We start from the raw sequence: 17,774 nt of genomic DNA, 5'->3' as shown, positions 1-17,774 counted from the left end.
TCAACAGAACCAGAGGATAAAAAAAAGAATAGCTGTATGGCTATTCTTTTTTTTATTTGTGCTTTTCCCGGGCATAACATTTTAGCGCTTCGCAGGAACCTTTGACCTTAAAGGCGGTGAGTTGACCTGATGGATCTACTTCCAGGTTCACGCATTCGGTAATTTGGTCCTTCAACAGCTTTCTTGCCCTCTGCACCCGTGATTTAGTGGCAGTCAAACTTAGATTTAATTTGTCGGCCACCTCCTGCTGACTTAATCCTTTAATATCTGCTAATTCCAGTGGTTCTGAATATTTTTTCGGAAGCAGTTTCAACAAGGGTAACACAAATTCTGATGCATTGCTAAATATTTCACTTGATTCAGGTTCTGCAAAATCACCCTGAAGCTCGGTAGTTTTACCAGATCTTTTAAAATGATCCATACAGGTATTGTAAGCGATCTGGAATAACCAGGATCTTATATTTAGAATCGGCCTTCCCGAGCAGCAGGATGAATATACCTTCATAAGCACTTCATGCGAAAGCTCATTAGCCATATCGTGATCCTTTACGATCTTAAAAATGTAATTTCTAAGGGCGTCTTTATATAAAACCCACACTTCTGAAATTTCTTTATAAGCATTCAATTCGGTCATAAGGTTATTCTTGATAAGCAGGGAAATTTCTGAAATTTTCCCGAAATCACAAACAGGGAAATCTATTTTCTACATTTTATAATGAAGCCAATCCTTCGTTATTGTGGGAAATGATTTAAAGAATCGTTCTACTTTTTCTTCAAAACTCCTCTTCAGGGAAACATCAACAGACGGTGTTCTATAACAAGCGCCAAAATTTTCTAAACTTAAAGTTTCACATTCTTTCATAATACAGGATTTAAAATTGATTTCTTTCAAGACTGGGAAGTAGGAAAAAAGACGCAAAAAAAATGATAATTTTTTCCTGAAAAGTTAAATAATTATACAATTAACCCCTCTTTTTACCGGGCATTTGAAGAAAATCTACCGGCTCTTGTCATCCAGAATTAAGAACTTTATTTAAATATTAATTCCCACCCCCACAGCTCACTGTTAAAAATTTAGGCTTTCTTACAAAAAGTCCTACGGGAAAGATAAAATTCTGTTAATCACTCATTTATAGAGTCTTATAGAAGAGATAATTTATATTTTTATTTCATAGAATAATCCAATTACCCTACCCTAAATTTTAAAGAATGCAGCTTCAACTTTACTCACAACTTCTTCGTCTCGACCTCGCAAATGATCATTTACTCCAAATGTATTATTCACTTTATTATGATCTGAAACCAGAGGATACCGAGATGACCGAAAAGCTGGATCGTTTAATTGAGATTAGGGAAAAGATCAAACTTGAGTTACGAAGGCATTTGTTCAACTTGAAGAATTCTATATTAGATTCCAAATTCCATAGCACTATCCTGGGATTATTACCAGTATTTTTAAAATTAGAATATTTGGCGCGACATACTTTTAATGAAGCCGACTGGGAATCATGCTACCGTGAGGAACGTAAAAATTTAAAACTTTATTACGAAACATTATATCAACAGGACATTCCATCTTCTACTGTAGACGTTTTACTAAAACAGAAAAAGAAGTTAGAATCTATACCGAAATAGATGAGAATTAAAGTAATTTTTACTGGGGGGCAAAAATTACTTGATAGAAAACTGAGGTAGTAAAATACCGCAGTTCTCATCTAATTTGAAAAGGCAATCTTAATGATTGCCTTTTCTATTTTAATGAGTTTTGAACAAAAAAAAGCTCCTGCATGGCAGGAGCTTTTTGTATTAAGAAATTTGTGCTTTGCTTAAGCAGCGTTTTGTTTCTTGATAAGATTAAGAGCAGAACCTTCTTTAAACCACTCAATTTGAGGCAGGTTGTAAGTATGGTTCGCTTTAATAGTATCCTTAGATCCGTCAGCGTGAACGATCTCGATAGTCAGTTGTTTGTCCGGAGCGAAGTTTTCAAGATCAATAAAATTGAAGGTATCATCCTCCTGAATTAGATCATAGTCACTCTCGTTATCAAAAGTAAGACCTAACATACCTTGTTTCTTAAGGTTTGTCTCATGGATCCTTGCAAAAGATTTCACCAATACAACCTTAACTCCTAAATGTCTAGGCTCCATAGCAGCGTGCTCACGAGAAGATCCCTCCCCGTAGTTGTGGTCACCCACTACCACAGTCGGTATTCCTGCAGCTTTATATTTACGCTGTGTATTTGGAACTCCGTCATATTCACCTGTTATCTGGCTTTTTACAAAGTTTGTTTTTTCATTGAAAGCATTAACCGCACCAATCAAACAGTTATTTGATATGTTGTCAAGGTGTCCTCTGAAACGCAACCATGGTCCGGCCATAGAAATATGGTCAGTAGTACATTTTCCTAATGCTTTGATCAATAATTTAGCTCCGGTAATATTCTTACCATCCCATGGCTCGAAAGGCTCCAATAACTGAAGTCTTTCTGAATCTGGGCTAACTTTTACCTCTACAGAAGATCCGTCTTCTGTTGGTGCAAGATATCCAGGATCTTCAACGTCAAATCCTTTTGGTGGCAACTCAAGACCTGTAGGTTCATCAAGCATTACATGTTCCCCATCTTCATTAAGAAGTTTATCAGTTGTAGGATCAAAATCAAGTCTTCCTGAAATCGCGATTGCAGCAACCATTTCTGGAGAACCTACAAAGGCGTGTGTATTTGGGTTACCGTCGGCTCTTTTTGAGAAGTTTCTATTGAAAGAGTGAACGATAGTATTCTTTTCGTCTCCTTTACGGTCACTTCTGTCCCACTGTCCAATACATGGACCACATGCGTTGGTAAAGATAGTCGCATCCAGATCTTCAAAGATCTGCAATAAACCGTCTCTTTCCGCAGTAAATCTAATAGTCTCAGATCCAGGGTTAATTCCGAAGTCTGATTTCGCTTTTACCTTTTTGTCAACTGCCTGCTTGGCGATAGAAGCCGCGCGGGTAAGATCCTCGTAAGATGAGTTGGTACAAGACCCTATCAATCCCCAGTCAACGTTTATTGGCCAGTCATTAGCTCTCGCTTTCTCACCCATTTCAGAAATAGGAGTAGCAAGGTCCGGAGTGAAAGGTCCGTTTAGGTGAGGTTTCAATTCAGAAAGGTTGATCTCGATCACCTCGTCAAAATACTGCTCTGGATTTGCATATACCTCGTCATCACCTGTTAAGTGTTCCTTAACTGCGTTCGCGGCATCGGCAACATCTGCACGGTTGGTAGCACGTAAGTAGCGCTCCATAGACTCATCATAACCGAAGGTAGAAGTGGTCGCACCAACTTCTGCACCCATGTTACAGATGGTTCCTTTTCCGGTAGCCGACATAGAGCGGGCACCTTCCCCGAAATATTCAATAATAGCTCCGGTCCCACCTTTCACAGTAAGGATTCCGGCAACTTTTAAGATAACATCTTTTGGAGCTGTCCATCCGGAAAGTTTTCCGGTCAACTTAACTCCTATTAATTTTGGCATTTTAAGCTCCCATGGCATTCCGGCCATCACGTCAACCGCATCTGCTCCACCAACACCAATAGCAACCATTCCAAGTCCTCCGGCGTTTACCGTGTGAGAATCGGTACCAATCATCATTCCACCCGGGAAAGCATAGTTCTCTAACACCACCTGGTGAATGATCCCTGCTCCCGGTTTCCAGAATCCGATCCCGTATTTATTAGAAACAGACTCAAGGAAGTCAAATACTTCATCACTTGATTTCTTAGCACTGGGCAAATCGAATTGTGCTCCAAGCTTCGCCTGTATAAGGTGATCACAGTGTACTGTTGTTGGAACAGCCACTTGTTTTTTACCGGCCTGCATGAATTGCAGTAAAGCCATTTGAGCGGTAGCATCCTGACAAGCTATCCTGTCCGGTGCGAAATCCACATAATCTTTTCCACGGGTGAAACCTTTTGTAGGGTTTCCGTCCCACAGGTGGGAATAAAGGATTTTTTCTGAAAGGGTTAAAGGCTTTCCAACCGCATTACGCGCTTCATCAACACGTTCTGCCATTTGGCTGTAAACCTTCTTGATCATATCAATATCGTACGCCATAGTTTTTGTGATTTTTTTATTCTGAAAGTCCTGCAAAATTACTAATTCTTGACGGATATTAAAAATTACAACTAAATATCAAATAATTCTGAACATAATTCAGCAATTCTTAAATTTTGCCAATAAAAATTAAGCACAACACATAAAAAAAGGCCTTAAATACGAAATTGATAATTTCAGCCGATTTTTCCACGTCTATTAAATAATGAACTTTCCAGGCGAGTGTTAATTTTCCGCTGAAAGAGGTAAAAACTAGGAGTTAACCAGGGCATCACTAACATCCCTATCATCCAAAAGGTTTTGTTATTGATCCTTGAGTTGATCATATCCAAAAGTAGGATAAGCCAGAATCCAAAAAGAAAGAGAAAACTAAGCCAGGCTAAAAAGTCCATTTCCTGCCAGCGAAGAAGGCTGTTTTGCGAAGAAATCCAGGTAAATTGAAAAAGATAGAATAGGATAATTACCGGTATTCGATATTTTATCAGGAAACCCATCATGAAGTAAATATAGTAAAAGCTTTTAAAATAAGCTTTTTATGATCTTTTCTTCGGAAATTCCTTCAGCTTCGGCCTTGTAATTCTTGATCACGCGATGTCTGAGAATCCCCATGGCTACTGCCTGCACATCCTCAATATCTGGTGAAAATTTACCGTTCACCGCCGCATGTGCCTTTGCTCCTAAGATGAGATTCTGAGAAGCTCTAGGGCCTGCGCCCCAGTCAACAAATTCCCTTACAATTTCGGGGGCTTTTTCTCCTGAAGGTCTTGTTTTGCTTACTAAATTGACGGCGTACTCCACAACATTATCAGATACCGGTACTCTTCGAACAAGGTGTTGAAAATCTACTATTTCACGGGCAGTAAAAAGAGGTTCTATCTCTACTTCCACGTCTGAAGTGGTGCTTTTCACTACTTCTACTTCCTCTTCAAAACTTGGATAATCCAGTTTGATGGCAAACATGAAACGGTCCAACTGAGCTTCCGGCAAAGGATAGGTTCCCTCCTGCTCTATGGGGTTCTGAGTTGCCAGGACGAAATAAGGTAAGTTGAGTTTGTAATGTTGCCCGGCAACGGTTACAGCTCTTTCCTGCATAGCTTCAAGCAAAGCTGCCTGAGTCTTTGGCGGGGTTCGGTTGATCTCATCGGCAAGGATGATATTCCCGAAGACAGGCCCCTTAATAAACTTGAACTGCCGGTTCTCATCCAGGATCTCAGATCCCAGAATATCACTCGGCATAAGATCTGGTGTGAACTGGATCCTTTTAAAATTAAGTCCGAGCGCCTGGGCAATGGTATTTACCATTAAGGTCTTGGCCAGCCCCGGAACTCCTATCAATAAAGAATGTCCGCCTGAAAAAACTGATAAAAGGATCTGGTCTACAACGTCCTGCTGACCAACAATTCTTTTAGCTATCTCTAGCCTGAGTTGTTGGTGCCTGGAAACCAGATTCTTTACCGCTTCTACATCGGACATACTTTCATTTATTTTTTCAACCAGTTACTGTTATAGTCACAATCCCTGTATTCACCGTTCACTTTGATATACGTTTCTTTGATCTTCTCTTTTTGCCACTTTTCAATTGCTTTCAATTGCTTATCACGAAGGGCAAGATCCTTTATCTTATTGAAATCTTTGGCATAATCTGCCACATGCTCCTCATATCTTTCGGTAACGGTAATGATCTTGTAAATAGGACGACCGGTATCATCTTTGTCTGTTAGTACAGGAGAAACTTCCCCTTTTTCAAGGTTAGCAACCTGTTCATACAAGATAGGATCGATTTTGGTCAAATCAAAACGAGTATCGCCTGTAGTTGGATTTACTAATTGTCCTCCACTCTCTCTGGTCTCATCTTCGTCTGAAACTTCTTTAGCAGCATCTTCAAAAGTCAATTCATCGGCAACGATCTTTTCACGCACCTCACGAATTTCCTTTAAGGCTTCTTCTTTGGTTTCTTCAGTTACATCAGGGATCAAAAGAATATGTCTCACATCTACCTGCTGTCCACGGATCTTATCTACAGTAAGAATATGGTATCCGAACATGGTTTCAAAAGGCTGACTAACTTCCCCTTCCTGAAGACTAAAAGCCGCGTCTTTAAATTCCTTTACAAAAGGGTCTTTTCTGGAAAGAGAAATTTTCCCTCCTGAAGATTTAGAACTCGGATCCTGAGAATACAAAACAGCCTTGGTGTTAAAGCTAGCCCCGTTCTCTACGATATCTTCTCTCATTTCCTGCAAACGATCGATGATCTTCTGCTTCTCGTTTTCAGGAATTTCAGGCTTAACAACGATCTGTGCGATCTCAACTTCATCTCCAAAAACAGGGCGCTCATCTTCAGGAATGTTCTTGAAGAATTCACGCACTTCTTCCGGAGTGATCTCCACAGCATCAACGATCTTACGCTGCATTTGAGCCGCAAGTTTGTTCTGCCTGTTAATTTCAAAAAGTTCAGACCTGAATTCGGCTTCATTATCTTTTTTATAGAACTCCAAAACCTTTTCCATTGATCCTACTTGTTGGGTCATGTAGGCAAGTTGCTGATCAATTTCGGCATTGATCTCAGCATCTGAAACAACAATACTATCCTGGATGGCATGGTGGGCATACAATTTATTCTCCATCAATCTTCCGGCAAGGTTACAGTTGGTGACATCTTTAATGGACACCCCCTGACTTTGAAGTTCGATATACATTTTATCAATATCGCTCTCCAGAACAACGAAATCACCTACAACAGCTGCAACGCCGTCAACTTTAAATTTCTGAAACGGTTTTTCAGTTTCTACCTGTATTTCAGCAGTATCATTTATTGCGGTACTGTCTGTCACAACCACTTCCTGGGCTTGTGCAGTACCTAATGCGGCAGTAAATAAAAGTATAGCCGCCTGATTAATTATAGATTTCAAATTTGTCGTTTTTAATTGCATCTTGAGTAATGTCTTTTTCTAATTCCTTTTTCAGCTCCAGTTTTCGCTTGTTGAGCAGGATCTGTTTTATATTGGGCAATGTGTACTCCAGAGGAGCCTGTTCATTGCGTAACTTGATATCTTCAACAGAGATCAAATATACTCCTAATGAATCTTCAAGTTGTAAAAAATTCTGTTTTTTTAGTAATTCTGAATCATTTTCGGGAGTAAGCGGCTTGATTTTATCATAAACCTGCTTACTTTTCACCCAAACCGAATCATTTAGTGAATAGGAGTTAAACTGAATGGCCATATCCAGTAATTCCTGTTTATCTTCTTCTTCAAATCTTCGGAAAAGGGTCTTGATCTTGTCAAAATCCTTGTTATCCTTGGTGAGGTTAATATACCTAAGTTTTAAAAGATTCTCATTCAGGATGAAGTTTTCCCCGTTCTCCTCATAATAAGTACGAGCCACCTCCATACTTATGGAAGTATCCAATTGCCTGCCTATGATCACATCTGTATAAGCATTGGCGTAGAGTTCATTCTGGTAATTCTTTACCAACTTTTCAAACTCCCTTTGTTTCTGTTCACTCAAATTGACCTTGGCCCTGTCTATAAGAAGCCGTTGGGTTGCCCATCTGTTTATATAACTGGATACAATAAGGGCGCTGTCTTCAGAAGTTGTGTTCTCTGAGATCAAAAAGGCAACATCATCATTATAAAGGTAGGAGTCATTAACCCGGGCGATCACATCACGATCATCAGTCTCTTCTAAAAAGTTACATGCGGTGAAAACCACACAAAAAAGACATAAAATACTTAAGTTCTTTAGTTTTATCAACTGCAACTTTTGAATTAGTGAGTAGGCAAAAATAAGAATTCTGGCATGTTTACCAACTTCTTATTCAAACGAAAGCCAATTAAAAAAAGTATTTTTGAATTTCAGGACAGCGGGCTGTCTCAAAAATTCAGAAAAAGAAAACATGGAAGAAAATAAGGAACGAAAATTAAAACTGATCTGGGATTTTAAGGGGCCGGGAGCCGAACGTACGGCTGAGCATCACGCCCTTCATCTCAAGGAATTCATTCAGACCAACAATATCTCTCTGAATATCACCGGTTTTGAACCCATCAACGAACACCATAGCATCGCCTTTATGGTAGTGAATGAAAGCCAAATGCCACCGGTAAGAGACGCTTTGAAACCTCACAGAGGACAGTTATACCAGGAGGAGAAATGAAAAAACATAGGCTAAACTCCCATTAATCAACCTACTCGATTATATTTGCCTGCAAACAAAAACAACATTCATGAAAAAATTCATAGCATTATTCAGTTTAGCACTTCTTTCTTTTACCACTTTTGCCCAGTCAAAGATCGGAACCATTGACGCGGAGTACATAATTGCCCAGCTTCCGGAAATGACCCAGGTCAATGAAGGAATGAAGACCTACAACGAAGAGCTTCAGAAAGAACTTGAGGCTACCATTTCAAAATATGAGACCCAGGTAAAAGATTACCAGGAGAACAACGCGACTTTTTCCGAAGAAGACAGAAAAACAAAGGAGAGCGAGATCATTTCCCTGGAAAATGACATTAAAAGCTTCAGGCAAAAAGCATCCGTCATGATGCAAATGAGACGTAGCGAGCTTACCAAACCTTTGTATGATAAGATCAATGAAGCAATGCAACAGGTGATCCAGGAAGAAAATTATACTCACATCTTCCACGCCGGTGGAAATGCTTTAGCTTTTGCAGAAGCAGAAAGTGACATTACAGAAAAGGTAATGGCTAAATTAGGAGTCACTCAGCAGTAGTTCTCTAAAACTATAAAAACAAAAGGCTTTATCTCTCGATAAAGCCTTTTTTAATGATACTTACTTATATTTTATCTACTATAATTAGGAGATTCTTTGGTGATGGTCACGTTGTGCGGGTGACTTTCATGTATCCCCGAAGCTGTGATCTTCACAAATTTTGCAGTCTCCTTCAAGGTGGCAATATCTTTAGCACCACAATACCCCATTCCGGCTCTTAAGCCGCCAATAAACTGGTGAATACTTTCAAAAAGTTCACCTTTGTAAGGCACACGGCCTACAATACCTTCAGGAACCAGTTTTTTGATATCGTCCTCCACATCCTGGAAATAACGATCTTTCGATCCTTGTTTCATGGCTTCTACAGAACCCATTCCCCGGTAAGATTTGAATTTTCTTCCTTCGTAAATAATGGTTTCACCAGGTGATTCTTTTGTTCCCGCCAATAATGATCCCAACATCACACAGTCTGCACCGGCCGCGATGGCTTTGGGAATATCTCCCGTATAGCGAATTCCACCATCAGCGATCACAGGCACTCCGGTTCCTTTGGCAGCCTCAGCAACTTCAAGAACGGCTGAGAATTGTGGAAAACCAACCCCGGCAACTACTCTGGTAGTACAAATCGATCCAGGACCAATTCCTACTTTAATAGCGTCCGCACCGGCTTCGATCAAATATTTTGCAGCTTCGGCAGTAGCGATATTTCCAACCACCACTTCCAGATCAGGAAAGCTCTTTTTTACTTCTTTTAGAACGGTGACCACTCCTTTGGTATGACCATGAGCAGTATCGATAACGATCGCATCAACTCCGGCTTTTACAAGGGCGGCAGCGCGGTCTACGGCATCTGAGGTAACTCCAACAGCTGCAGCAACCCGAAGCCTTCCGAAGACATCTTTATTTGCAATAGGTTTTTGAGTGAGTTTTGTAATATCACGGAAGGTGATCAAACCAACCAGTTTCTTTTCTTTATTGACCACCGGCAGTTTTTCAATCTTGTTTTCCTGAAGAATTCCTTCAGCTTCCTCAAGAGAAGTTCCTTCTGCCACTGTCACCAGGTTTTCTGAAGTCATTACTTCGGAAATTGGTCGGTCATTATTTTTTTCAAATCTAAGATCACGATTAGTCACGATCCCCAGTAAGCGACCGTCCTCATCTACAATTGGAATCCCGCCGATGGAATGTTCCCTCATGTTTTCCTTCGCATCCCTCACTTTGGCAGTGATAGGTAAAGTAACCGGGTCGATGATCATTCCACTTTCAGCACGCTTTACTTTACGCACTTTCAAAGCCTGATCCTCGATGGTCATGTTTTTATGCAATACCCCAATACCACCTTCCCGGGCTATGGCGATCGCCATACGGGATTCGGTCACAGTATCCATCGCAGCGGAAACTATGGGAACATTGATTGAAATATTTCTTGTGAATTTTGACTGGATGCTGACTTCGCGGGGAAGGATTTCCGAAAAGGCCGGAACTAATAATACGTCATCGTAAGTTAGTCCTTCGCCAACTATCCTGGAGTTGTGTGCAATCATGGCAATTAAGATTTAATTGCGTGCAAATATACATCCTTTTAATCACAAAGAAGAGAGATGGACACTAAATATTTGCTTTTCTACGGATTACAGAAAAATGTCTATTGAAAAGGACTTAAACCGTAGCTTTTTTAAATAGTAATTGATAGAGTACAATCAGGACTGAAGTTATAAAAATGAGGGTCATCAAGACACCTGATATCATAACTACATACTTCATCCATTCCACACCTTTCCAGACAAAATAGATGCCGCCAAAAGTGGCGATAATGGAAAAGAAAGGCTCTAAGATGAGAAAGAATTTGAATTTTTGAGGTAATTGGGTAAACACCATGATACCACCCAGCAGAAAAAAGATAAAGGACATGGAAAGCACATGAGTGTGAATAATAGTGAGCATCTCGCGCTCCCCTTTCTCGAATTTCATCACCTTGGCATCGGGATCATCTTCATTTCCCAGGTAATTTTCCTCGATCCCTGCAGGAGTAGTAGTTTCTGTTTGCCCAACAAACAACAAACCTGTAAAATAGCCTACACTTAAAACTATTACAAAAACAGCCAAAAAGGTTCTTATTTCCTTCGGAAGGGTTAAAAGTAGACCGTTATACTGCATTTAGAGCACATTATGTTTTTGAAGGATCTCAACGCTAGCAAGTATATCTTTTACCGCATTTTTCATAGACCTAACCGAAATGGTCGCTCCTGAAATAGCTGCTATATGATTTAACTCACTGGCTTTAGACTTTCCGGTAAATTGACGCAGCCACCTGCGGCTGCCAATTTCCCCGCCGTATTCTTCACGGTACACCAAAACTTTGGTTCGGGCAATTTTAAGGTCTTTATCAAAGATCACCAAATAATCAAACTCGGCGGTTTTACTCGGTGCCTTATCTATATAAGCATATCCAAGTAAATTTCCGGAATGCTGCAGTTTAATAAAATTTTGGACGGTCACGTTAGAAGGCAGTTTACCCTGAAGTTCCTGGGGCACAACCACCCCCTCATGAGAATAGTCGGCAACCTCGAACTCATCCTTTATTTCGCGATCCACCTTTTTATCAAGACCCTTTAAAAATGTAAAGGACATTAAAAGAGGTAAAACGAATAAAATTCCGGTAAAATATTTCCTTTTCATGACTGCAAAATTATGAATTTATAATCTGTAAGGACAAATTATATGCCAACAGTCGGGCAGAAAATGAATTCCACCCGACCGAAGCACATCAATTTTTTTAATTTAGAACCAAACTCCTACTCCAAAGTTCAGCTGGTTTTGAGCATCTGCTCCTTCAACAGCATTGTCCTTGATCTGGTAATCTCCTTTGAAAACCACTCCCGGTGCAATGTGATAACTTAATCCCATAGTAATGTCATTTCTGTCATACGCAGGATTTTCAACCAAAGTTCCTTCAGTAGAAGCATGCGTATCATAGTCTTCGTAACGGGCAAAGGCGAATAACTTTTGTTTGTTCATTGCAGGCAACAGGTTATAAGCGGCTTCTGCATACCATCCTGAAAGGGCACTTCCAAGATCTCTTCCGGTCAGGTTGTTGTAATCTTCGGTATCTGAAAGAGACGCGTAGATGAACTCACCTCTTGCAGTGAATCTTTTGTACACATAACGAGCATCAAGACCTACCATAGACATTCCTATATCAGCTCCATCAAGCATATCAACTTCGTCTGCAGCCTGGGTTCTTCCAAAGTAACCTGCAAGACCTAATCTCATACCAAGGATTCCGTAATATTCAATTTTAGTGGAAAGGTTTGGAGTGTTCACGGTAGACTTGATACCTTTTTGACGACCTCCTCTTAAACCGTTGCTCCCTTTAAGAAGTCCGTTTCCGTCAGCATCGGTAGACTGAAATCCGTTGAAGACATAAGCCTGGTAGGTAAGTGAAGCAGAATTAATTCTACCTGTCACCCCAACCCCGATCTCTCTCCAGGTAGTTGGAACGATAGACCCGGCAATAGCTGGACGTTCAACTCCGTTAAAAGTAGTAGGTTCGTGGTACTCGTTGATGATACCCATTGGCACCAACATCAAACCGGCACGTAAATTCACATTATTGGCAACGTTGTAATTCACAAAAGCCTGCTCTACATAAACTTCCTCAACATGCTCAAATTCAATTTCAGTAAAGAACTGAACTTTATCATTAAACTGGTATCCTAACAACATCACAAGACGCTGAACATCCAGCTCTCCGTTATCACCTTCCGGCTGGTTGTAAGTAATTTCTCCATATGCACCTAAAGTAACAGCATCTTTGTTGGCTGAAAGTACTCTTTGAGCAGAATTTTGTTGGTATTGGGGATCAAAAGTGATCGAATCTTGTTGGGTTTGCGCAACTGAAACCGCGGTAGTAGCTCCAATCACTAATGAAAGTAAAAACTTTTTCATGATTCTTATTTAGACTTGTTTAAAATAATAATTGATGCTGCAAATATATATGCAAGTCTAATTTCGACAAAGTTTATTTAGATTAATTTTAAATAAAATATTTTAATCAATCAGCTGAAAGGCATTGATTTTCCTAATGGTACGCAGAAAATATTTTAGTTGCCTCATTATGAGATGATTCGAAACTCATCATTTTGACATTGGTATCTTCCTTTTTGGTAGTGAAGTAAGAAAGTAGTTTTTCAGTGGGCATATTCCCCGTGAGTTCATCTTTTGCCATTGGGCATCCTCCAAATCCCTGAATAGCACCATCAAACCTGGTGCAACCTGCTTTAAAAGCAGCATCTACCTTCTCAAACCAGCTGGTTGGTGTAGTATGAAGGTGAGCCCCAAATTCAATTTCGGGATATTTCGGAATGAGGTTGGAGAATAAATATTCGATCACTTGGGGCGTGGAACTTCCAATAGTATCAGAAAGTGAAAGGATCTTCACTCCCATCCCTGAAAGTTTCTCGGTCCACTCTCCTACTATTTCCACATCCCATGGATCCCCGTAAGGATTACCAAAGCCCATGGAAAGATACGCCACCACCTCTTTATTCTTGCCATTGGCAATATCGAGAATCTCCTGCAAAGTTTCTACAGACTGAGCAATGGTCTTGTGGGTATTCCTCATCTGGAAGTTCTCAGATATGGAAAAAGGGTATCCCAAATAATCAATTTCCGGATGTTGAGATGCATCTTGTGCGCCTCGGGTATTGGCAACTATCGCGAGTAATTTACTCTGAGTCCTTGAAAGATCAAGTTTTGAGAGTACCTCTGCGGTATCTGCCATTTGCGGGATCGCCTTAGGAGAAACAAAACTTCCGAAGTCAATGGTATCAAAACCACACCTCAACAAGGACTGAATATACTGCACCTTTTTTTCCGTTGGAATGAAATCCTTAATACCCTGCATGGCATCGCGCGGGCATTCAATAATCTTGATCTTCCCCATAGGCTCAAATATACAATTTTAGGAAAAACGAAAAAGTGTCGTCCACAGCCCTTTTCCGAAGTTTTACAGAAGAATGTAAATGGCGATCCCGACGAAAACAAAGATCTGCAACCACTTAAAAATCAAACCGGAATGAGGATGACTTTGAAGGTACCGGGAGATCTTTCCGGCCAGAATGGCTACGCTCGAAAAAATGACAAACGCCTGAAGCATAAAAAGAAAACCTAACAGGTAAAACTGATAAACGGTGTCTCCCTGAGGCTCCCATAAAAATCCAGGAAAGAAGGCGAGGAAAAAGATTGCCACTTTCGGATTCAGGACATTCATTAAAAATCCTCTTTTATATAATGACCAAAGATCCTTCTTTTGAACAGTATCATCAAGATCGACATTGATCTGCGGATGGCTTTTATATACCATATAAGCCAGGTAGATCAGGTAGGTAGCACCAATCATTTTGATAATGAGGAAAAGAACCTCAGATTGCTTTATAATAGCAGATATTCCAAATGCCACCAGCGAAGTATGTACTATGATCCCTGAAACAAGACCAAGGGTAGTAATTACCCCGAATTTCTTACCATTGGTCATTCCCTGCACCAGAACATAAATTATATCTGGACCCGGGGATATGGTAAGCAGCATCGAAGCTGTTAAAAAAGGAATTAGTTGTTCGAGCACTTAGGAGCGTTTTAGGATTTCTTCGTTGATCTCCTTAATAAGTCCGGGACCTTCATAGATGAATCCCGTATAGACCTGCACCAGGCTCGCCCCTGCTTCCAGCTTCTCAATAGCATCTTCTGCCGACATGATCCCGCCAACTCCAATAATAGGAAAGGCTTTGTTACTCTTTTCAGAAAGGAACCTGATCACCTCAGTCGCGCGATCTTTCAATGGTAATCCACTCAACCCTCCTGTCTCGTTCTTATCTTCTGAATTAAGCCCGGTTCTGGAAATGGTAGTATTGGTGGCGATCACCCCGGCGATCTTCGTATCCTTTACGATATCAATGATATCGATTAATTGAGAATCTGTAAGATCTGGTGCGATCTTCAGTAAAATTGGCTTGGAAACCGGTTTTTCAGCATTCCTATCCTGAAGTGTTTTCAGGAGATTTGTAAGTGGTTCCTTATCCTGAAGTTCACGCAGGTTAGGCGTATTGGGAGAACTTACGTTCACCACGAAGTAATCTACATGATCAAAAAGTGTGTCAAAACAAATAATGTAATCGTCTACGGCATTTTCATTGGGAGTGACTTTATTCTTTCCGATATTCCCACCAATCAGCACATCCTTATTCTCTTTCAGGCGCACCACAGCTTCCTCTACTCCACCATTATTGAAGCCCATACGATTGATGATTGCCTTATCTGCTTTTAGACGGAAGAGTCTTTTTTTCTCATTTCCGGGCTGTGGTTTTGGTGTAAGGGTACCAATCTCAATGAAACCAAATCCGAAGGCTGATAACTCCTTATATAGTTTCGCGTCTTTATCAAAGCCAGCGGCCAGTCCAACGGGATTTTTAAATTTCAGTCCGAAAACTTCCCGCTCCAACCTTGGATCTTCTACCACAAACTTGCTTTTTACAATTCCTGAGACTAATGGTAACCTGAATAAATTCCGAAGCAATCCAAAAGTGAGGTGATGCACTTTTTCAGGATCCATTTTAAAAAGCAAGGGTCTAATAATTGAGTTGTACATGGTGAAGATTTTCGACAAAATTAACATAAACCTGAATATTACAAGCGGAAAAGATAAAAGGTTTTGAAGCTGACTTAGAGTTCATTATTTTTGGGCAAACACTTCAACAATGACCAACAAACAAGAGATCATAGACCGTTTCATTAGTTATGTGAAAATTGACACACAAAGTGACGAAACGAGTGAAAAAACTCCCAGCACAGAAAAACAATGGGACCTTGCCAATAAATTAAGAGATGAACTTCAGGAAATGGGGATGCAGGATGTAAGCATTGACGAACATGCTTATGTGATGGCCACCCTTCCTTCAAATGTGAAGCATGATGTTCCTACTATTGGATTTGTCGCTCACTTTGATACGACCCCTGATTTTACGGGCACCAATGTGAATCCACAGATCATCGAAGATTATGACGGAAAAGATATCGTCCTTAATAAGGAGAAAAATATCATTCTTTCTCCGGAATATTTCGATGATTTGCTCCAGTATAAAGGTCAAACCCTGATAACTACCGACGGGACCACACTTTTGGGTGCCGATGATAAGGCCGGGATCACCGAGATCATGGAAGCCATGAAATATCTTATTGAGCATCCTGAAATCAAACACGGAAAAATACGAGTTTGCTTCACCCCAGATGAGGAAATAGGGCGTGGCGCACACAAGTTCGACGTGAAAAAGTTCGGTGCGAAATGGGCTTACACCATGGACGGAAGCCAGATCGGAGAACTGGAATATGAGAACTTCAATGCTGCCGGGGCGGTGGTCACGGTTTCAGGAAAAAGTGTACACCCAGGATATGCGAAGGACAAAATGATCAACAGCATGTACATTGCCCAGGATTTTATCAATTCTCTGCCTAGACTGGAGACCCCGGAACATACAGAAGGCCGTCAGGGGTTCTTCCATTTAAATGGAATGGAAGGCGACGTGGAGGAAACCAAATTACATTATATCATTCGCGACCATGACCGCAAGCACTTCGAGGCTCGTAAAGAGATGATGAAAAACCTCGCGCAGGAAATATGCGACCAGTACGAAAGAGACTGCGTGAGTATTGAGATCAAGGACCAATACTTTAATATGCGCGAAAAAGTGGAGCCGGTCATGCACATCGTAGATATTGCGGAAGAAGCCATGAAACAACTGGACATCACCCCTGAAATTAAACCAATTCGCGGGGGAACAGACGGGGCACAATTGAGCTTCATGGGCCTTCCATGCCCTAATATCTTTGCCGGGGGCCACAATTTCCACGGCAAGTATGAATATGTTCCGGTTGAAAGTATGCAAAAGGCTACCGAAGTGATCGTAAAGATCGCAGAAATCACTGCTGAAAAGTTCAACAAATAATCGGTCTTATGGCAGTTAAAAATGTAGATGAATACATTCTCAGGCATGTAGAATGGGAAGAGGAGATCAAAGCCCTGCGAAAGATGATCCTCTCGACCGACCTGGAAGAAACCATAAAATGGGGAGGCCCCGTTTACACCCATCACGGTAAAAACGTGGTAGGGATCGGGGCTTTTAAGAACCATTGCGCTTTATGGTTCTTTCAAGGGGCTCTTCTGGAAGAGAATACTGCCATGTTAACCAACGCCCAGGAAGGCAAGACTAAAGCCTTGAGACAGATAAAATTTGAAAAAGGAGAGGACTTACCGCTGAAGGATCTTAAAAAGTACGTGAAGGAGGCTATCAAGAATCAGAAAGCAGGGAAAGAGATCAAACCTGAAACAGGCAAGGAGGTAGAAATCCCTGCATTACTGAATACGGCTTTTGAAAATGATTCTGACCTTAAAACTGCTTTTTTCGAACTGACTGCCGGCAAACAACGCGATTACTGTCAGTATATCGACGATGCCCGACAGGATTCTACCAAGCTCAACAGACTTGAGAAGATCACTCCCATGATCAAATCTGGAGTGGGAATCAATGATAAATACAAGAAATGAAAAAAGGCCGGTCAAAATGACCGGCCTTTTTCTTATTCCAAAACTGGAATTATTTTACCTCTTTTGCAGGTTCGTTCAGCTTTCGACTCATTTCCATAGAGATGGATGACCTGTCGAAAGTGATCTTTCCGGCACCGGTTTCGATAATTACAGCATTTTGTTTTTCACTAAAATCAACTACTTTACCATGCATTCCGCTTTTAGTGATGACTCTGTCACCTTTTTTAAGTTCGGAAGAGAATTGTTTCTCTTGTTTAGCACGTTTCATTTGCGGGCGTATCATAAAGAAATACACCACTACAAACATTAAAATAATTGGGGCAAACTGGGTTAATTGATCCATAAATTAAT

At 40.7% G+C, this 17,774-nt stretch carries 19 protein-coding genes; 5 read left to right on the top strand and 14 right to left on the bottom strand.

What is annotated here, in order from left to right; translation table 11 throughout:
• Positions 1 to 52: 52 nt before the first annotated feature.
• A complete protein-coding gene (locus ACFQ1G_RS14490; protein WP_380740755.1) occupies positions 53 to 634 on the bottom strand; it encodes a sigma-70 family RNA polymerase sigma factor in 582 nt (193 codons plus the stop codon).
• Between the two features lie 575 nt (positions 635 to 1,209).
• On the opposite strand from ACFQ1G_RS14490, the gene ACFQ1G_RS14485 reads away from it, so the two are divergent.
• Positions 1,210 to 1,635 carry a hypothetical protein gene (locus ACFQ1G_RS14485; RefSeq protein WP_380740754.1) on the top strand — a complete coding sequence of 142 codons (426 nt, stop codon included), beginning with the start codon at positions 1,210 to 1,212 and terminating at the stop codon, positions 1,633 to 1,635.
• A gap of 191 nt (positions 1,636 to 1,826) precedes the next feature.
• Here ACFQ1G_RS14485 and ACFQ1G_RS14480 read toward each other — a convergent pair whose 3' ends face one another.
• The 5 genes from ACFQ1G_RS14480 to ACFQ1G_RS14460 all read right to left on the bottom strand — a co-directional run bounded on the left by ACFQ1G_RS14480 (position 1,827) and on the right by ACFQ1G_RS14460 (position 7,847).
• Positions 1,827 to 4,094, bottom strand: coding sequence for an aconitate hydratase (locus ACFQ1G_RS14480; protein ID WP_380740752.1), 2,268 nt, complete (start codon positions 4,092 to 4,094; stop codon positions 1,827 to 1,829).
• A 176-nt stretch (positions 4,095 to 4,270) separates the two neighbouring features.
• The gene (locus ACFQ1G_RS14475) at positions 4,271 to 4,486 is read right to left on the bottom strand and encodes a PLDc N-terminal domain-containing protein (RefSeq protein WP_380740819.1); all 216 of its coding nucleotides are present in this window, start codon (positions 4,484 to 4,486) and stop codon (positions 4,271 to 4,273) included.
• 127 nt (positions 4,487 to 4,613) lie between these two features.
• Positions 4,614 to 5,567, bottom strand: a complete 954-nt coding sequence (locus tag ACFQ1G_RS14470) for an AAA family ATPase (protein ID WP_380740750.1) — start codon at positions 5,565 to 5,567, stop codon at positions 4,614 to 4,616.
• Between the two features lie 8 nt (positions 5,568 to 5,575).
• Entirely contained in the window at positions 5,576 to 7,024 is a 1,449-nt protein-coding gene (locus ACFQ1G_RS14465; RefSeq protein WP_380740749.1) for a peptidylprolyl isomerase, read from the bottom strand.
• Positions 6,987 to 7,847: a peptidyl-prolyl cis-trans isomerase gene (locus ACFQ1G_RS14460; protein ID WP_380740747.1), complete on the bottom strand. Its 861-nt coding sequence runs from the start codon at positions 7,845 to 7,847 to the stop codon at positions 6,987 to 6,989. The genes ACFQ1G_RS14465 and ACFQ1G_RS14460 overlap by 38 nt, the downstream gene beginning before the upstream one ends.
• A gap of 142 nt (positions 7,848 to 7,989) precedes the next feature.
• Here ACFQ1G_RS14460 and ACFQ1G_RS14455 point away from each other — a divergent pair, with 142 nt between their 5' ends.
• The gene (locus ACFQ1G_RS14455; protein ID WP_380740745.1) at positions 7,990 to 8,247 is read left to right on the top strand and encodes a hypothetical protein; all 258 of its coding nucleotides are present in this window, start codon (positions 7,990 to 7,992) and stop codon (positions 8,245 to 8,247) included.
• Between the two features lie 70 nt (positions 8,248 to 8,317).
• Complete coding sequence (locus tag ACFQ1G_RS14450) at positions 8,318 to 8,824, top strand: OmpH family outer membrane protein (RefSeq protein ID WP_380740743.1); 507 nt, start codon at positions 8,318 to 8,320, stop codon at positions 8,822 to 8,824.
• Between the two features lie 71 nt (positions 8,825 to 8,895).
• Here the strand turns inward: ACFQ1G_RS14450 and guaB are convergent, their stop codons facing one another.
• From guaB to ACFQ1G_RS14415, 7 genes are all read right to left on the bottom strand, one after another.
• Complete coding sequence (gene guaB / locus ACFQ1G_RS14445; RefSeq protein ID WP_380740741.1) at positions 8,896 to 10,368, bottom strand: IMP dehydrogenase; 1,473 nt, start codon at positions 10,366 to 10,368, stop codon at positions 8,896 to 8,898.
• Positions 10,369 to 10,483: 115 nt separating this feature from the next.
• Complete coding sequence (locus ACFQ1G_RS14440; RefSeq protein ID WP_380740739.1) at positions 10,484 to 10,981, bottom strand: hypothetical protein; 498 nt, start codon at positions 10,979 to 10,981, stop codon at positions 10,484 to 10,486.
• On the bottom strand, positions 10,982 to 11,503 hold the full coding sequence (locus tag ACFQ1G_RS14435) for an FMN-binding protein (protein ID WP_380740737.1): 522 nt from the start codon (positions 11,501 to 11,503) through the stop codon (positions 10,982 to 10,984).
• 102 nt (positions 11,504 to 11,605) lie between these two features.
• On the bottom strand, positions 11,606 to 12,772 hold the full coding sequence (locus ACFQ1G_RS14430) for a porin (RefSeq protein ID WP_380740735.1): 1,167 nt from the start codon (positions 12,770 to 12,772) through the stop codon (positions 11,606 to 11,608).
• Between the two features lie 133 nt (positions 12,773 to 12,905).
• A complete protein-coding gene (locus ACFQ1G_RS14425) occupies positions 12,906 to 13,769 on the bottom strand; it encodes a hydroxymethylglutaryl-CoA lyase (protein ID WP_380740733.1) in 864 nt (287 codons plus the stop codon).
• A 63-nt stretch (positions 13,770 to 13,832) separates the two neighbouring features.
• On the bottom strand, positions 13,833 to 14,450 hold the full coding sequence (locus tag ACFQ1G_RS14420; RefSeq protein WP_380740731.1) for a LysE family translocator: 618 nt from the start codon (positions 14,448 to 14,450) through the stop codon (positions 13,833 to 13,835).
• Positions 14,451 to 15,470: a quinone-dependent dihydroorotate dehydrogenase gene (locus ACFQ1G_RS14415; protein WP_380740730.1), complete on the bottom strand. Its 1,020-nt coding sequence runs from the start codon at positions 15,468 to 15,470 to the stop codon at positions 14,451 to 14,453.
• Positions 15,471 to 15,579: 109 nt separating this feature from the next.
• On the opposite strand from ACFQ1G_RS14415, the gene pepT reads away from it, so the two are divergent.
• Both pepT and ACFQ1G_RS14405 read left to right on the top strand, forming a co-directional pair.
• A complete protein-coding gene (gene pepT, locus ACFQ1G_RS14410) occupies positions 15,580 to 16,824 on the top strand; it encodes a peptidase T (protein ID WP_380740728.1) in 1,245 nt (414 codons plus the stop codon).
• An 8-nt stretch (positions 16,825 to 16,832) separates the two neighbouring features.
• Positions 16,833 to 17,423 carry a YdeI/OmpD-associated family protein gene (locus ACFQ1G_RS14405; protein WP_380740726.1) on the top strand — a complete coding sequence of 197 codons (591 nt, stop codon included), beginning with the start codon at positions 16,833 to 16,835 and terminating at the stop codon, positions 17,421 to 17,423.
• A gap of 49 nt (positions 17,424 to 17,472) precedes the next feature.
• On the opposite strand, the gene yajC is transcribed toward ACFQ1G_RS14405, so the two are convergent.
• A complete protein-coding gene (gene yajC / locus ACFQ1G_RS14400; RefSeq protein ID WP_380740724.1) occupies positions 17,473 to 17,766 on the bottom strand; it encodes a preprotein translocase subunit YajC in 294 nt (97 codons plus the stop codon).
• Positions 17,767 to 17,774 lie beyond the last annotated feature (8 nt).

Origin of the sequence: Salinimicrobium gaetbulicola, assembly GCF_042676025.1 — a bacterium.
GTDB lineage: Bacteria > Bacteroidota > Bacteroidia > Flavobacteriales > Flavobacteriaceae > Salinimicrobium > Salinimicrobium gaetbulicola.
The sequence above is the reverse complement of the archived record's forward strand: the minus strand, read 5'-3'. Positions and strand labels throughout refer to the sequence as shown.

What these genes read in the sequence shown, in the direction of transcription:
- ACFQ1G_RS14450 (WP_380740743.1), top strand. Translation starts at nt 8,318, where the DNA reads ATGAAAAAATTCATAGCATTATTCAGTTTAGCACTTCTTTCTTTTACC.
- ACFQ1G_RS14430 (WP_380740735.1), bottom strand. Translation starts at nt 12,772, where the DNA reads ATGAAAAAGTTTTTACTTTCATTAGTGATTGGAGCTACTACCGCGGTT.
- ACFQ1G_RS14425 (WP_380740733.1), bottom strand. Translation starts at nt 13,769, where the DNA reads ATGGGGAAGATCAAGATTATTGAATGCCCGCGCGATGCCATGCAGGGT.
- ACFQ1G_RS14435 (WP_380740737.1), bottom strand. Translation starts at nt 11,503, where the DNA reads ATGAAAAGGAAATATTTTACCGGAATTTTATTCGTTTTACCTCTTTTA.
- ACFQ1G_RS14455 (WP_380740745.1), top strand. Translation starts at nt 7,990, where the DNA reads ATGGAAGAAAATAAGGAACGAAAATTAAAACTGATCTGGGATTTTAAG.
- ACFQ1G_RS14405 (WP_380740726.1), top strand. Translation starts at nt 16,833, where the DNA reads ATGGCAGTTAAAAATGTAGATGAATACATTCTCAGGCATGTAGAATGG.
- ACFQ1G_RS14440 (WP_380740739.1), bottom strand. Translation starts at nt 10,981, where the DNA reads ATGCAGTATAACGGTCTACTTTTAACCCTTCCGAAGGAAATAAGAACC.
- ACFQ1G_RS14470 (WP_380740750.1), bottom strand. Translation starts at nt 5,567, where the DNA reads ATGTCCGATGTAGAAGCGGTAAAGAATCTGGTTTCCAGGCACCAACAA.
- ACFQ1G_RS14490 (WP_380740755.1), bottom strand. Translation starts at nt 634, where the DNA reads ATGACCGAATTGAATGCTTATAAAGAAATTTCAGAAGTGTGGGTTTTA.
- ACFQ1G_RS14485 (WP_380740754.1), top strand. Translation starts at nt 1,210, where the DNA reads ATGCAGCTTCAACTTTACTCACAACTTCTTCGTCTCGACCTCGCAAAT.
- yajC (WP_380740724.1), bottom strand. Translation starts at nt 17,766, where the DNA reads ATGGATCAATTAACCCAGTTTGCCCCAATTATTTTAATGTTTGTAGTG.
- ACFQ1G_RS14465 (WP_380740749.1), bottom strand. Translation starts at nt 7,024, where the DNA reads ATGCAATTAAAAACGACAAATTTGAAATCTATAATTAATCAGGCGGCT.
- ACFQ1G_RS14415 (WP_380740730.1), bottom strand. Translation starts at nt 15,470, where the DNA reads ATGTACAACTCAATTATTAGACCCTTGCTTTTTAAAATGGATCCTGAA.
- pepT (WP_380740728.1), top strand. Translation starts at nt 15,580, where the DNA reads ATGACCAACAAACAAGAGATCATAGACCGTTTCATTAGTTATGTGAAA.
- guaB (WP_380740741.1), bottom strand. Translation starts at nt 10,368, where the DNA reads ATGATTGCACACAACTCCAGGATAGTTGGCGAAGGACTAACTTACGAT.
- ACFQ1G_RS14480 (WP_380740752.1), bottom strand. Translation starts at nt 4,094, where the DNA reads ATGGCGTACGATATTGATATGATCAAGAAGGTTTACAGCCAAATGGCA.
- ACFQ1G_RS14475 (WP_380740819.1), bottom strand. Translation starts at nt 4,486, where the DNA reads ATGGACTTTTTAGCCTGGCTTAGTTTTCTCTTTCTTTTTGGATTCTGG.